The following is a 13,802-nucleotide window of genomic DNA, read 5'->3' on the forward strand; positions in this document are numbered from 1 at the left end:
CGCGTCAGCTCTCGGTCGTGGCGGCCGCGGCCTTCTTCGTCGTGCGGCGACGCGGGGCCTTGGGGGCCTCGGTCGTCCCAGCGGTGTCGGTGGCCTCCGCCGGAGCGGCGGCCGCCTTCTTCACCGTGCGGCGGCGCGGGGCCGCCTTCGGCTCGGAGGCGTCGGGCGCCTCGGCGGCGACGGCCTTCTTCGTCGTGCGGCGGCGAGGAGCCTTGGGGGCCTCCTCGACGACGGCGGCGACCTCGGCGACCTCGACGGCCGGGGCCTCGGCGGCGACGGCCTTCTTCGTCGTGCGGCGGCGAGGAGCCTTGGGGGCCTCCTCGACGACAGCGGCGACCTCGACGATCTCGGCGGCCACGGGGGCCGTCTCGACCACCGCGGCGGCGGCCTTCTTCGTCGTACGGCGGCGGGGGGCCTTCTTGGGCTCCTCGACCGTCTCGACCGGCTTGACCGCCTCGGCGACCGGAGCGACCGGCTCCGCCGCCGCGAGGGCGGCGGCCGCGGTCTCCACGGTCTGGAAGGTCACGGTCTCCTCGGGCTTCACGATGCGCGTACGGCGGCGGCGCGGGGCCTTGGGGGCCTCGTCCACCGGCGTGGCCTGCGCGACCACGGTAGCCACCGGGGCGGCAGTGGCCTTGGGAGCCACCGGAGCGGCGGTGACCACCGGAGCGGCCGCGGCCTTGGGAGCCGCGGGGGCCTCCTTCACCGGAGCGGCAGCGGCCTCCACGACCGGCGCGCCCGACGCGGCGCCCGTACGGGTGCGACGGCGGCGGCGCGGGGTGCGCGGCTCCGCCGGAGCGTCCTCGGCCACCGGAGCGACGGCGGCGGTGGTGGCTGCCGCCTCGTCCAGGGCGGATCCACCACGCGTACGGCGACGCTGGCGCGGGGTGCGCGTACGCTCCGGACGCTCCTCGGCCGCCGGGGCGGCCTGCTTGCGGCCGCGGCCGCCGCGGCCGCCGGGCTCGCCCAGGTCCTCGAGCTCCTCCGCGCCCAGACCCGCACGGGTCCGCTCGGCGCGCGGCAGGACACCCTTGGTGCCCGCCGGGATGTCCAGCTCCTCGAAGAGGTGCGGGGAGCTGGAGTAGGTCTCGACCGGGTCGTGGAAGTCCAGACCCAGCGCCTTGTTGATCAGCTGCCAGCGCGGGATGTCGTCCCAGTCGACCAGCGTCACCGCCGTGCCCTTGGCGCCCGCGCGGCCGGTGCGGCCCACGCGGTGGAGGAACGTCTTCTCGTCCTCGGGCGACTGGTAGTTGATGACGTGCGTGACGCCCTCGACGTCGATACCGCGGGCGGCGACGTCGGTGCAGACGAGCACGTCGACCTTGCCGTTGCGGAACGCGCGCAGAGCCTGCTCGCGGGCGCCCTGGCCCAGGTCGCCGTGGACCGCGCCGGACGCGAAGCCGCGCCGCTCCAGCTGCTCGGCGATGTCGGCCGCCGTGCGCTTCGTACGGCAGAAGATCATCGCGAGCCCGCGGCCGTTGGCCTGCAGGACGCGCGAGATCAGCTCCGGCTTGTCCATGGAGTGCGCGCGGTAGACGCGCTGCGTGATGTTGGCGACGGTCACGCCCTCGTCGTCCGGCGCGGTGGCGCGGATGTGCGTGGGCTGCGACATGTAGCGGCGGGCCAGACCGATGACGGCGCCCGGCATGGTCGCCGAGAACAGCATGGTCTGACGCTTCGCCGGAAGCATGTTGATGATCTTCTCGACGTCGGGCAGGAAGCCCAGGTCGAGCATCTCGTCTGCCTCGTCGAGGACCAGGGCCTTGACATGGGACAGGTCGAGCTTGCGCTGGCCGGCCAGGTCGAGCAGGCGGCCCGGGGTGCCGACGATCACGTCGACGCCCTTCTTGAGCGCCTCGACCTGGGGCTCGTACGCCCGGCCGCCGTAGATGGCGAGCACGCGGACGTTACGGACCTTGCCGGCGGTCAGCAGGTCGTTGGTGACCTGGGTGCACAGCTCGCGGGTCGGAACGACGACCAGTGCCTGCGGGGCGTCGGTCAGCTGCTCGGGCTTGGCCCGGCCGGCCTCGACGTCCGCGGGGACGGTGACGCGCTCCAGGAGGGGCAGACCGAAGCCGAGCGTCTTGCCGGTGCCGGTCTTGGCCTGGCCGATGACGTCGGTGCCGGAGAGGGCGACCGGGAGGGTCATCTCCTGGATGGGAAAGGGGGACACGATGCCGACGGCTTCGAGCGCCTCGGCCGTCTCGGGAAGAATCCCGAGCTCTCGGAAAGTCGTAGTCAGGGTGCTGCCTCTTCTGTGAGACGCGGCGCGAGGCGAACGCTGGGGGTCGTACCGTGCCGAGTCACTTCCGGCCGGATCGACGAATGGATCACAGCCGGGTGGCGCGGGACCACTGCCGTCGCTCGAGCGTCGTGCCGCTGAGGGTCCCTCCTGCGGGGGCGCGGGGAGGGTTGTCGGGTCGGAGCCAGTCGGGCCACCGACCGGGCATCCTCATTCATGAGTCGGCCCACCGGGTACGTCCGAACGTGCGAAAGCATGTCCGCATACTCAGCAGGCGCTTTACCACTGTACCCCGGAATCGCGCATGTGTGTTGGGAGAATTCGTGATGAGGGCGCGGTCACAGTGACTGACCAGGGCCTTACTCGGGTCGGCGAGCGGGCTATTGTGCGCTTCATGGAGACGCCTGACAACGCCACGCCCGCCGGAGAGAACGCCGCGGAGACCGCCGAAGAGTTCACCGGGATCGCCGCCCAGGACTGGGCCACGGCATCCGCCGAGCCGCAGTACCGTGCCGCGGTCGTCGACCTGCTCGGCGCGCTGGCCTACGGCGAGCTCGCGGCCTTCGAGCGCCTCGCCGAGGACGCGAAGCTCGCGCCGACGCTCGCGGACAAGGCGGAGCTGGCGAAGATGGCCTCCGCGGAGTTCCACCACTTCGAGCAGCTGCGGGACCGGCTGGCCGCCGTGGAGGCCGAGCCGACGGCCGCGATGGAGCCGTTCGCCAAGGCGCTGGACGACTTCCACCGGCAGACCGCGCCGTCGGACTGGCTGGAGGGCCTGGTCAAGGCGTATGTAGGCGACTCGATCGCCAGCGACTTCTACCGGGAGGTGGCGGCCCGTCTCGACTCCGACACGCGCGGGCTCGTGCTCTCGGTGCTCGACGACACGGGCCACGGCAACTTCGCCGTGGAAAAGGTCCGCGCCGCGATCGAGGCCGACCCGCGCGTCGGCGGACGGCTCGCGCTGTGGGCGCGCCGGCTGATGGGCGAGGCGCTCTCGCAGGCGCAGCGCGTGGTCGCCGAGCGCGACGCGCTGTCCACGATGCTGGTCGGCGGTGTGGCGGACGGCTTCGACCTGGCGGAGGTCGGCCGGATGTTCTCCCGGATCACCGAGGCCCACACCAAGCGCATGGCGGCGCTGGGTCTGGCGGCGTGACAGTCGTTCCTCGGCGGCGGCGCTGTTCACGCCGCCGCTGATCGGCGCAGACGGCGCGAGGCCGGGCGGATCAGCAGCGAGAGCAGGACAGCCGCGATCGCGACCGCCCCGATCAGTGTGGCCAGGGCGTGGCCGGGGCCCAGGGCCCCATGGGTCACCAGGGCGCCGAACACGGCACCCAGTGAGCCCGTGGTGAGGACGACCCCACGTGCGGGGAGGCGGTCGGGCAGCCGGTGCACGGCGGCCCAGGCCAGGGCGAGTCCGAGCAGGGCGGAGCCGAGGGCTTCCAGGAACACGGGATCACCTCGCGTGCGGTGCGGGGCGGGCAATTCGGTCGTAGGCCGTACTACCCGGGCCGCCCCGGACGCAATCCTCCTCGGCGCCCCTCACCAGGACATTCGCCCACGGCGTAGGCCCGAGGTGGCCCGAGCCGAGGCCAGGACGCACGGAAGGCCCGGCGGATCGGAATCCGCCGGGCCTTCCCCTGTTCAGCCGTACGCCTCAGAGCGCGCCGAAGCCCACCCGGCGGACCGCGGGCTCACCGATCTCCACGTACGCGATCTTCTCGGCCGGGATCAGGACCTTGCGGCCCTTCTCGTCCGTGAGGCTGAGCAGGGTCGCCTTGCCGGCCAGCGCGTCGGCCACGGCGCGCTCGACCTCCTCGGCGGACTGCCCGCTCTCCAGAACGATCTCCCGGGGTGCGTGCTGCACGCCGATCTTGACCTCCACGGCTATGTCCCTCCGAACGGTCAGCGTTGCGCGTCTCCCGCGCCGTACGCTGCACACATTAGCCCGGCGAGGGGACCCGTACGGCGCACCCGCGGAACGCCAGGAGCGAACAGCCGGAAGCGGCCGGCCGGCAGCGAGCGGGCTCGGTGGCGGCTCAGCGGCCCTCGGCGGGCGGCTGGCCGTCCGTCGGGTGCAGCGGGAAGCCGGCGATACCGCGCCAGGCCAGCGAGGTCAGCAGCGCCACCGCCTTGTCGCGGGGGATGGCGGACTCGCTCGAGAGCCAATAGCGCGCCACGACCTGTGAGACGCCGCCCAGGCCCACGGCCAGCAGCATCGACTCGTCCTTGGACAGGCCCGTGTCCTCGGCGATCACGTCCGAGATCGCCTCGGCGCACTGCAGGCTGACCCGGTCCACCCGCTCGCGCACGGCCGGCTCGTTGGTCAGGTCGGACTCGAAGACCAGACGGAACGCGCCGCCCTCGTCCTCCACGTACGCGAAGTACGCGTCCATCGTCGCCTCGACCCGGAGCTTGTTGTCCGTCGTGGACGCCAGCGCCGTGCGCACGGCCTGGAGGAGCGCCTCGCAGTGCTGGTCGAGCAGGGCCAGGTAGAGCTCCAGCTTGCCCGGGAAGTGCTGGTAGAGCACCGGCTTGCTGACGCCCGCCCGTTCGGCGATGTCGTCCATCGCGGCGGAGTGGTACCCCTGCGCGACGAACACCTCCTGGGCCGCACCCAGAAGCTGATTCCGTCGGGCTCGGCGCGGCAGGCGCGTGCCCCGAGGGCGTGCTGCCTCTGTCTGCTCGATGGCTGTCACGCCGCCTCCCAAAAATCGATCCATGCGCGCTGTGGCGCCGCGCCCGCCATCGTACTTTTGGGTAACCCGGCTGTGCGCGGTGCGGACGCAGAATTTCACGGACCGGACGCCCGGGGCGACAGGAGATTCAAGATTAAACCGAACAAATCACCGGTAGTCGTCTTCGTCCAGGGTGACGACCCGTGCCTGTTCGGACGCGTCCGCCGGGTTCGCGGAGTCCTGTTCGAGATGCGTGGGATGCTCGTCCTCCTGCTGCTGGACATCCGTGTGCTGCTCGGCGGCGTCGGCCTCCGGGATTTCCTCGTCGAGCACTGCGACCTCTTCCTCGGCGAATGTGTCCGGCTCGGTCGGATCGACAGTCATGCGATTCCTTCCGGCATGCGGGTCCTCTCCGATGGCCCTCTCTTCGAGCGTAGGAGCACACCCCGCGCGGCGCACCCGTACCTGTGACGCCACCCACACGCGCTGCCGCGTGATCGTCTCGTAATATTGCGGCCATGTCGTCGACCGAGCTGCCGGAAACCCGGACCGCTGCCGCTCCGCCCGCGTCGCGGGTCCGCACCGTACGGGTCGCGGACGGCGAGGAGTTGCGCTCCGTCGCCCTGCCCGGGCTCTCGCTGACCGTCCGCGCCCGGCCCGGCAACCGGCCGGGGCTCGCGCCCGCGCTCTACGTCCACGGCCTCGGCGGCTCCTCGCAGAACTGGTCCGCTCTGATGCCGCTGCTCGCCGACCACGTCGACGGGGAGGCCGTCGACCTGCCCGGCTTCGGCGACTCCGCGCCGCCCGACGACAGCAACTACTCGGTCACCGGACACGCCCGGGCGGTCATCCGACTCCTCGACGCACGCGGCCGCGGACCGGTTCACCTGATCGGCAACTCGCTCGGCGGCGCCGTCTCCACCCGGGTCGCCGCCGTCCGCCCCGACCTGGTCCGCACCCTCACCCTGGTCTCGCCGGCCCTGCCCGAGCTGCGCGCCCAGCGCAGCGCCTGGCCGACCGTGTTCCTCGCTCTGCCGGGGGTCGCGCCCCTGTTCGCGAAGCTGACCAAGGACTGGACGCCGGAGCAGCGGGTCCGCGGAGTGCTCTCCCTCTGTTACGGAGACCCCGGCCGGGTCACCGACGAGGGCTTCCGCCATGCGGTGGAGGAGATGGAGCGGCGCCTGGAACTCCCGTACTTCTGGGACGTCATGGCCCGGTCCTCGCGCGGCATCGTCGACGCGTACACGCTCGGCGGTCAACACGGTCTGTGGCGGCAGGCGGAACGGGTGCTCGCACCGACGCTGCTCATCTACGGCGGCCGTGACCAGCTCGTTTCGTTCCGGATGGCGCGCAAGGCGGCCGCCGCGTTCCGCGGCTCGCGCCTCCTGACGCTTCCCGACGCCGGGCATGTGGCGATGATGGAGTACCCCGAGACGGTCGCCACGGCCGTACGGGAGCTGATCGAAGCCGGCGAAGAGGCCGGCACAGTCAACAGCGGCGGGAGCTGATCCGGGGCGTGGGACGACATAGTCGGAAGGGCCCCGCGCCCGCTCCCCCGGCCGAACCGGGGCAGCGGGAAGCGGCGGCGCCGGGGACGGGACGCCGCAGGCGCGCGCCGGGCCAGGACGGGTACGCGCCGGAGGCGTACGGACAGCAGAGTCCGTACGGGCAGGGCGGCTACGGTCGCCAGGGCGGCGCCGGACCGAGGCACGGGGCGGGACCGCAGCAGGGGGCCGGGCAGACCGGCTACGCCCAGGGCGCCTACGGGCAGAGCCCGGGGACACAGAGCACGTACGGGCAGAGCCCGGGAACACAGAGCGGGTACGGGCAGCGGCCGGGGCCGCAGGGCTCGTACGGGCAGAGCGGCGGGGCCGGCCGGCCGGTCTGGGACACGCCGATGCACGGCACGCCGATGTACACCGCCCCCGCCGACACGGCCGTACGGGGCGGGCATCCCGAACACGCCGAGACGCCGCCGCGGCCCCAGCGCTACGGAGACCTGCAAGGACCGCGTCGCCCGGAGCGGGACGAGACCGCCGCGCAGACCCCGTTCATCCCGGGGCAGCGGCGCGAGACCGCCCCCGAGGAACTCCCCGAGCAGCCCCCGGCCCGGACCGGCGGCAAGGGCCGGACCCTCACCGGCATCGCCGCCGCCGCCGTCACCACCGTCCTCGCCGTCGTCGTGGCCGGCCAGGTGGCCGAAGGGGGCTCGGGCAGCCCCCTGGCCCACTCGGCCGACGGCTCCGCCGACCGGCCCGTCGAGGACGGCAGCGCCTCGCGCTCCGACAACCGGCCGACACCCCCGCAGGCCGCGCCCGCCGAGCCTGCCGCGCCCGCGCCGCCCACGTACGAGCAGTTGATGACCCGTCAGTTCCCCATCGACCCCAAGCTCAAGGGCTCGGGCGAGTTCGAGGCGGTGGCCGGCTTCGAGAAGGCGCCCGGCAAGGGCCGCAAGATCCGCTACCGGGTCGATGTCGAGAAGGGGCTCGGACTCGACGCCGCGCTCTTCGCGCAGGCCGTCCAGAAGACCCTCAACGACCGGCGGAGCTGGGCCGGTCAGGGCGAGATGACCTTCGAGCGGATCTCCAGCGGGGAGCCCGAGTTCGTCATCACCCTCGCCAGTCCCGGCACCACCGGCACCTGGTGCGCGAAGTCCGGCCTGGACACCACCGTCGACAACGTCTCCTGCGACTCCGCGTCCACCTCCCGCGTGATGATCAACGCGTTCCGCTGGGCCCAGGGCTCGGACACCTTCGGCGACAAGGCGATGTTCGCCTACCGCCAGATGCTCATCAACCACGAGGTCGGACACCGCCTCGGGCACGACCACGTGAGCTGCCGCACGCCCGGAGCGCTCGCCCCCGTGATGCAGCAGCAGACCAAGTCGCTGGACATCGACGGCATCAAGTGCCGCCCCAACCCCTGGGTGCATCCAGGGAGTTGAGGCGCCGTCCGATCACGGTCCGACCGCATCGCGAGACGCGCGTCTCGGAATTCGCCGATCGTGCGTTGACATCGGTCCCACGGTCGTAGATATTTCTCGGCATGTCGCACCGTCACGTCACCTTCGAGCGCGCCGCCATCGAGCTGGCGCTCATCGGCGTGAGCGGACACACCGTGGCCGACATTCTCTGTAGCTGACTCCGCCCGAGCGCGCGTCGGCCCTTCTCCTCCTTCCCGGACCCAGCCGCCGCATTTCCGCGCACGGGCGCTCTCCCGCTCGCAGGCGCGGCCTTCACGTATTCACCGGGGCACTCCCTCTCGTCGCCGCTGCCCGCGTGCGGAATTTCTCGCGTTCCCTTTCGCCGCAGCACGCGGTGTCCATTCGAGAGGTCTTCCCATGCGTCAACCGTCCGTCATATCGCGCCGCCTGGCAGCGGCCGCCATCGGTCTCGTCCTGACCTCGGGCGCGGTTGCCTGCGCCGGTCCCAAGGACGGTGACGCCAAGGCCGCCGGTGGGGCGAACGAGGGCGCGCCGCAGAAGGGCGGCACCCTGACCGTCCTCAACGCCGACGCCCAGTCCGACTTCGACCCCGCCCGCCTCTACACCTCCGGCGGCGGAAACGTCCCCACCCTCGTCTTCCGTACGCTCACCACCCGCAACCGCGAGGCGGGCGCCGCCGGCACCCAGGTCGTCCCCGACCTCGCCACCGACATCGGCCGCCCCAACAAGGACGCCACCGAGTGGACGTACACGCTGAAGGACGGCCTCAAGTTCGAGGACGGCACCCCGATCACCAGCGCCGACGTCAAGTACGGCATCGAGCGCTCCTTCGCGGCCGAACTCTCCGGAGGCGCCCCGTACTTGCGTGACTGGCTGGTCGGTGGAGACACCTACCAGGGTCCGTACAAGGCCGCGCCCGACGGACAGAAGGGGAAGGGCCTCGACTCGATCGTCACGCCCGACTCGAAGACGATCGTCTTCAAGCTGAAGAAGCCCGAGGGCGAGTTCCCGTTCCTCGCCACCCAGACCCAGTTCGCCCCGGTCCCCAAGGCCAAGGACACCGGCGCGAAGTACGAGGAGCACCCGATCTCCTCCGGCCCGTACAAGGTCGTGAAGAACGAGAACGACGGCGAGCACCTCGTCCTGGAGCGCAACGAGCACTGGGACCCCAAGACCGACGAAGAGCGCAAGGCCTATCCCGACAAGATCGACGTCAGGTCGGGTCTGGACGAGGCCGTCATCAACCAGCGCCTGTCCACCTCCTCGGGCGCGGACGCCGCCGCCATCACGACCGACACCAACCTCGGCCCGGCCGAGCTCGCCCAGATCGGCTCCGACAAAGAGCTCGCCGCCCGCGTCGGCACCGGCCACTTCGGCTTCACCAACTACATCGCGTTCAACCCGAAGGTGAAGCCCTTCGACAACATCAAGGTGCGCCAGGCGATCTCGTACGCGATCAACCGCACCAGCGTCGTCAACGCGGCCGGCGGCTCCGCGCTCGCCGAGCCCGCCACCACCTTCCTGCCCGAGCAGAAGGCCTTCGGCTTCACGGCCTACGACCACTTCCCGGCAGGCAAAACCGGTGACCCGGCCAAGGCCAAGGAGCTCCTGAAAGAGGCCGGTCACCCGAACGGTCTCACCGTCACGCTGCTGCACTCCACCGCGCAGAACCGCACGACCAGCCCGGAGATCGCCACCGCCGTCCAGGAGGCGCTCGGCAAGGCCGGCATCACGGTGAAGCTCGACGGCCAGGAGCCCAACGCCTTCAACGAGAAGCGGTGGAGCGTCAAGGACGCGCCCGGCTTCTTCCTCTCCCGCTGGGGCGCCGACTGGCCGGCCGGCGGCCCGTTCCTCGCGCCGATCTTCGACGGCCGCCAGATCGTCACCGACGGCTCCAACTACAACCACGCGCAGCTCAACGACCCCGCGGTCAACAAGGAGATCGACGAGATCAACAAGCTGACCGACCTCAAGGCCGCCGCCGCCCGCTGGGGCGCGCTCGACAAGAAGATCGGCGAGCAGGCGCTCGACGTGCCGCTCTTCCACCCCGTCTACAAGCGGCTCGTCGGCAAGGACGTCAAGAACGTCGTCATCAGCGATTGGACCGGCGTCCTCGACATCTCGCTGGTCGCGGTCAAGTGACGGCACTGACCGAAGCGACGGTGCCCGTGGCGGAGATCCCCGCCACGGGCACCGCCCGGCAGGTGTGGCGGCGCCTTCGCACCCGACCCTCGGCGTTCGTCGCCGCCGGAGTCCTCGCCCTGCTGGTTCTCCTCGCGGCCGCCGCGCCGCTCCTCGCCGCGCTGGCCGGCCAGGACGCCACCACGTACCACGACGACCTCGTCGACTCGGCCCGCGGCGGGGTCCCGCTCGGCTCCTTCGGCGGGATCAGTGGTGACCACTGGCTCGGCGTCGAACCGGGCACCGGTCGCGACCTGTTCGTACGGCTTCTCCACGGCGCCCGGATCTCCCTCCTCGTCGCCGTCGGCGCGACGGCCGTCCAGGTGTTCATCGGGCTCGTGATCGGTCTGGCCGCGGGGCTCGGCAACCGTGTCGTCGACGCCGTCCTCGGCCGGCTGACCGACGTCCTGGTCGCGCTGCCGATGCTGGTCCTCGCCATCGCCCTGACCGCCGTCGTTCCCCCGGACTTCCCGCGCCCCCTGTTGCTGATCCTGGTGATCGGCGTCCTGGGCTGGGGCGGTACGTCCAAGATCGTGCGAGCGCAGACCCTCACCCTCAAGAGCCTGGACTTCGTGGCCGCGGCGCGGCTCGCGGGCTCCGGCCGGTGGCGGGTGGCCCGGCGTGAGCTCGTCCCGTCGCTCGCCGCGCCCGTCATCACGTACGCGGCGATCCTCGTGCCCGTGAACATGGTCGTCGAGGCCTCGCTCTCCTTCCTCGGTGTGGGCGTGAAGCCGCCGACGCCCTCATGGGGGCAGATGCTGTCCTCCGCGCAGACCTGGTTCCGAGCCGACCCGACGTACGTGCTGCTGCCCGCCGGACTGCTCTTCGTGACCGTGCTCGCCTTCACGGTGCTCGGGGACGCGGTGCGCGCGGCGCTCGACCCGCGCGAGGCGAGCCGGCTGAGCGTCGGCACCCGCAAGGAATCGCGCGAGGAACCGCGCAAGCAATCGCGCGGGGAACCGCTCAAGCCACCGAGCAAGGAATCGCCCAGGGAGCAGTCCTCATGACGCGATTCGTCGTACAACGGCTCGCGGGGGCCGTACTCGTGCTCCTCGCGCTGTCCGTCCTCGTCTACGCGCTGTTCTACCTCGCGCCCGGCGACCCCGCCCGGCTCGCCTGCGGCGAACGCTGCAACCCGCAGCAGGTCGCCCAGGTGCGCGAGCAGCTCGGTCTGGATCAGAGTGTCCTGGCGCAGTACGGCCAGTTCCTCCAGGGCATCGTGGCCGGCCGCGACTACAGCACCGGTACCTCCGTGCTCCACTGCGACGCGCCCTGCCTCGGGCTCTCCTACCAGACCGACCAGCAGGTCACCCAGCTCGTCATCGAGCGGCTGCCCGCCACCGCCTCGCTCGCCCTGGGCGCGATGGTCATCTGGCTCTTCCTGGGCGTCGGCACCGGGCTGCTCTCGGCGCTGCGCCGCGGCGGCCTCACCGAGCGGACCCTGACCGTGCTGACGCTCGCCGGGACCGGCACGCCCGTCTTCATCCTCGGGCTGCTCCTGCTGATGGCGGTCTGCGCGTATCTGCAGTGGCTGCCGTTCCCGACGTACGTGCCGCTGGGCGACGACCCCGAGCAGTGGGCGTGGAACATGCTCCTGCCCTGGATCACCCTCGGCTTCTTCGAGTCCGCCAAGTACGCCCGGCTGACCAGGAGTTCCACCCTGGAGACGCTCGCCGAGGACCATATCCGCACCCTCCGGGCGTACGGCGTGGCCGAGCGGACCGTGGTCGGCCGGCACGCGCTGCGCGGCGCCGTGCCGCCGGTGATCGCGCTCAGCGCGGTCGACCTCGGTTCGATGTTCGGCGGGGCGGTGCTCACCGAGTCGCTCTTCGGCATCCCCGGGCTCGGCAAGACCCTCATCGACGGGGTGCGCGATATCGACCTGCCGGTGGTGGTGGGTGTGGTGATGGTGATCGGCACGGCCGCGGTCCTGGCGAACGTGATCGCCGACCTGCTGTACGCCGCCGCCGACCGAAGGGTGGTACTGACATGACCTCGCTGGTGGAGGTCGCCGACCTCACGGTGGAGTTCGACGGGGGCGTACGGGCCGTGGACGGACTGTCGTTCACCCTGGACGCGGGCCGGGCGCTGGCCCTGGTCGGCGAGTCCGGCAGCGGGAAGTCGACGGTCGCTGGCGCGCTCCTCGGGCTGTACCGGGGGACGGGCGCACGAGTGGAGGGGACGGTCGAGGTCGGCGGGATCGACGTCGGACGGGCCTCCGCCGCCGAACTGCGCGCGCTGCGGGGCGGAGTGGCGGCGATGGTCTTCCAGGATCCGCTGTCGTCCCTGGACCCGTACATCGGGATCGGCGACCAGATCGCCGAGGTGTACCGGATCCATCACCCGGCATCCAGAAGGGCCGCCCATGCCCGCGCGGTCGAGGTCCTGGACCGCGTCGGCATCCCGGACGCCGCGCGTCGCTCCCGCTCGCGCCCGCACGAGTTCAGCGGCGGCATGCGCCAGCGGGCGCTCATCGCGATGGCCCTCGCCTGCGAGCCGCGGCTGCTGATCGCCGACGAACCGACCACCGCGCTCGACGTCACCGTCCAGGCCCAGATCCTCGACCTGCTGCACGAGCTGCGGCGCGAGACCGGCATGGGCCTGCTCCTGGTCACCCACGACGTGGGCGTGGCCGCGGAGAGCGTCGACGACGTGCTCGTCATGCGGGCGGGGCGTGAGGTCGAACGCGGTCCGGTACGGGACGTCCTCGCCGCTCCCTCGGAGCCGTACACCCGGACCCTGCTCACCGCAGTGCCACGCCTCGACGGCCCCTTGCGCGAGCGGCCGCGCACAGGGGGCGAGCCGCTGCTCGAAGCCGTCGACCTGCGGCGGGAGTTCGGGCGAGGGAAGGCGCGCGTCGCCGCCGTCGACGGAGTGTCGCTCGCCGTGCGGGCGGGGGAGACCCTGGGGATCGTGGGGGAATCCGGCAGCGGCAAGACGACGCTCGGCCGGATGCTGGTGCGGCTGCTCGATCCGAGCGGCGGCCGGCTCCGCTACGGCGGTACGGAGCTCGCCGGCCTCTCGCGCGAGCTGCAGATGGTGTTCCAGGATCCCGTTGCCTCGCTCAACCCGCGCCGCTCGATCGGTGAGTCCGTCGCGGACCCGCTGCGCGCCTCGGGCGACCGCGACGAATCCCGGATCCGGTCGCGGGTACGGGGGCTGCTCGACCGGGTCGGACTCGACCCCGACCGCTACGACGCCTACCCGCACGAGTTCAGCGGAGGGCAGCGCCAGCGCGTCGGCATCGCCCGCGCGCTCGCCGCGGAACCGAAACTGATCGTCTGCGACGAACCCGTCTCCGCGCTCGACGTGACCACCCAGGCACAGGTCACCGCGCTCCTCGCGGAGCTGCAGCGCGAACTCGGTCTCGCCCTGGTCTTCATCGCCCACGACCTCGCCGTGGTGCGGCAGGTCAGCGACCGGGTCGCGGTCATGCGCAAGGGCCGGATCGTCGAGCAGGGTCCGGTCGAGGAGGTGTACGGCTCGCCCCGGGATCCGTACACGAGAGAGCTGCTCGCCGCCGTCCCCTCCCTCGATCCCGTCCTCGCGGCGGAGCGCCGGGAGCGGCGCCAGGAGAAGCGCCAGGAGCTGGCCGCAGCCTGACTCAGTGTGATCGAAACGCCCCGTAGCGCGACGGAACGCGACCGGGGTGGGAAAGTTACGTGCATTCACCCCTTCCGGTGGCGCGACGGACAACCGTCCGTCGGTGCGCTGTACAAGGTCTATGACTCATCCAGCGTACACAAAGTTGAGTCTATTC

Annotated in this window: 13 protein-coding genes; 8 read left to right on the plus strand and 5 right to left on the minus strand. The window is 71.8% G+C overall.

Features of this window, described 5'->3' with window-relative positions:
• Window positions 1-4 precede the first annotated feature (4 nt).
• Window positions 5-2,149 (minus strand): DEAD/DEAH box helicase, encoded by a 2,145-nt coding sequence (locus ABZ939_RS34535; protein WP_361864151.1) that lies wholly within the window; start codon window positions 2,147-2,149, stop codon window positions 5-7.
• Between the two features lie 478 nt (window positions 2,150-2,627).
• Here ABZ939_RS34535 and ABZ939_RS34540 point away from each other — a divergent pair, with 478 nt between their 5' ends.
• Window positions 2,628-3,395 (plus strand): ferritin-like fold-containing protein, encoded by a 768-nt coding sequence (locus tag ABZ939_RS34540; RefSeq protein WP_361864174.1) that lies wholly within the window; start codon window positions 2,628-2,630, stop codon window positions 3,393-3,395.
• 26 nt (window positions 3,396-3,421) lie between these two features.
• Here ABZ939_RS34540 and ABZ939_RS34545 read toward each other — a convergent pair whose 3' ends face one another.
• From ABZ939_RS34545 to ABZ939_RS34560, 4 genes are all read right to left on the minus strand, one after another.
• Window positions 3,422-3,691, minus strand: a complete 270-nt coding sequence (locus ABZ939_RS34545) for a hypothetical protein (RefSeq protein ID WP_361864153.1) — start codon at window positions 3,689-3,691, stop codon at window positions 3,422-3,424.
• Window positions 3,692-3,896: 205 nt separating this feature from the next.
• Window positions 3,897-4,124, minus strand: coding sequence for a DUF3107 domain-containing protein (locus ABZ939_RS34550; protein ID WP_361864155.1), 228 nt, complete (start codon window positions 4,122-4,124; stop codon window positions 3,897-3,899).
• A 154-nt stretch (window positions 4,125-4,278) separates the two neighbouring features.
• The gene (locus tag ABZ939_RS34555) at window positions 4,279-4,938 is read right to left on the minus strand and encodes a TetR/AcrR family transcriptional regulator (protein ID WP_361864157.1); all 660 of its coding nucleotides are present in this window, start codon (window positions 4,936-4,938) and stop codon (window positions 4,279-4,281) included.
• Window positions 4,939-5,085: 147 nt separating this feature from the next.
• Window positions 5,086-5,301: a hypothetical protein gene (locus ABZ939_RS34560; protein ID WP_361864159.1), complete on the minus strand. Its 216-nt coding sequence runs from the start codon at window positions 5,299-5,301 to the stop codon at window positions 5,086-5,088.
• 134 nt (window positions 5,302-5,435) lie between these two features.
• Here ABZ939_RS34560 and ABZ939_RS34565 point away from each other — a divergent pair, with 134 nt between their 5' ends.
• From ABZ939_RS34565 to ABZ939_RS34595, 7 genes are all read left to right on the plus strand, one after another.
• Window positions 5,436-6,425, plus strand: a complete 990-nt coding sequence (locus ABZ939_RS34565; RefSeq protein ID WP_361864161.1) for an alpha/beta hydrolase — start codon at window positions 5,436-5,438, stop codon at window positions 6,423-6,425.
• Between the two features lie 8 nt (window positions 6,426-6,433).
• Window positions 6,434-7,861, plus strand: a complete 1,428-nt coding sequence (locus tag ABZ939_RS34570; protein ID WP_361864162.1) for a DUF3152 domain-containing protein — start codon at window positions 6,434-6,436, stop codon at window positions 7,859-7,861.
• A 101-nt stretch (window positions 7,862-7,962) separates the two neighbouring features.
• Window positions 7,963-8,058: an Ms4533A family Cys-rich leader peptide gene (locus tag ABZ939_RS34575; protein ID WP_361864164.1), complete on the plus strand. Its 96-nt coding sequence runs from the start codon at window positions 7,963-7,965 to the stop codon at window positions 8,056-8,058.
• Window positions 8,059-8,257: 199 nt separating this feature from the next.
• Window positions 8,258-10,003 (plus strand): ABC transporter substrate-binding protein, encoded by a 1,746-nt coding sequence (locus ABZ939_RS34580; protein WP_361864166.1) that lies wholly within the window; start codon window positions 8,258-8,260, stop codon window positions 10,001-10,003.
• Window positions 10,000-11,049: an ABC transporter permease gene (locus ABZ939_RS34585; protein WP_361864167.1), complete on the plus strand. Its 1,050-nt coding sequence runs from the start codon at window positions 10,000-10,002 to the stop codon at window positions 11,047-11,049. The genes ABZ939_RS34580 and ABZ939_RS34585 overlap by 4 nt, the downstream gene beginning before the upstream one ends.
• Window positions 11,046-12,035 (plus strand): ABC transporter permease, encoded by a 990-nt coding sequence (locus tag ABZ939_RS34590; protein ID WP_361864169.1) that lies wholly within the window; start codon window positions 11,046-11,048, stop codon window positions 12,033-12,035. Before ABZ939_RS34585 ends, ABZ939_RS34590 begins: the two co-directional genes overlap by 4 nt.
• Window positions 12,032-13,645 (plus strand): ABC transporter ATP-binding protein, encoded by a 1,614-nt coding sequence (locus ABZ939_RS34595; RefSeq protein WP_361864170.1) that lies wholly within the window; start codon window positions 12,032-12,034, stop codon window positions 13,643-13,645. Before ABZ939_RS34590 ends, ABZ939_RS34595 begins: the two co-directional genes overlap by 4 nt.
• The last annotated feature ends 157 nt before the right edge of the window (window positions 13,646-13,802 follow it).

Origin of the sequence: Streptomyces sp. NPDC046712 (assembly GCF_040645695.1) — a bacterium.
Taxonomy (GTDB): Bacteria; Actinomycetota; Actinomycetes; order Streptomycetales; family Streptomycetaceae; genus Streptomyces.

Bases quoted from the DNA above. Each gene is read 5' to 3' on its own strand.
- ABZ939_RS34535 (WP_361864151.1), bottom strand. From the start codon at position 2,149: ATGACCCTCCCGGTCGCCCTCTCCGGCACCGACGTCATCGGCCAGGCC.
- ABZ939_RS34560 (WP_361864159.1), bottom strand. From the start codon at position 5,301: ATGACTGTCGATCCGACCGAGCCGGACACATTCGCCGAGGAAGAGGTC.
- ABZ939_RS34565 (WP_361864161.1), top strand. From the start codon at position 5,436: ATGTCGTCGACCGAGCTGCCGGAAACCCGGACCGCTGCCGCTCCGCCC.
- ABZ939_RS34575 (WP_361864164.1), top strand. From the start codon at position 7,963: ATGTCGCACCGTCACGTCACCTTCGAGCGCGCCGCCATCGAGCTGGCG.
- ABZ939_RS34580 (WP_361864166.1), top strand. From the start codon at position 8,258: ATGCGTCAACCGTCCGTCATATCGCGCCGCCTGGCAGCGGCCGCCATC.
- ABZ939_RS34590 (WP_361864169.1), top strand. From the start codon at position 11,046: ATGACGCGATTCGTCGTACAACGGCTCGCGGGGGCCGTACTCGTGCTC.
- ABZ939_RS34595 (WP_361864170.1), top strand. From the start codon at position 12,032: ATGACCTCGCTGGTGGAGGTCGCCGACCTCACGGTGGAGTTCGACGGG.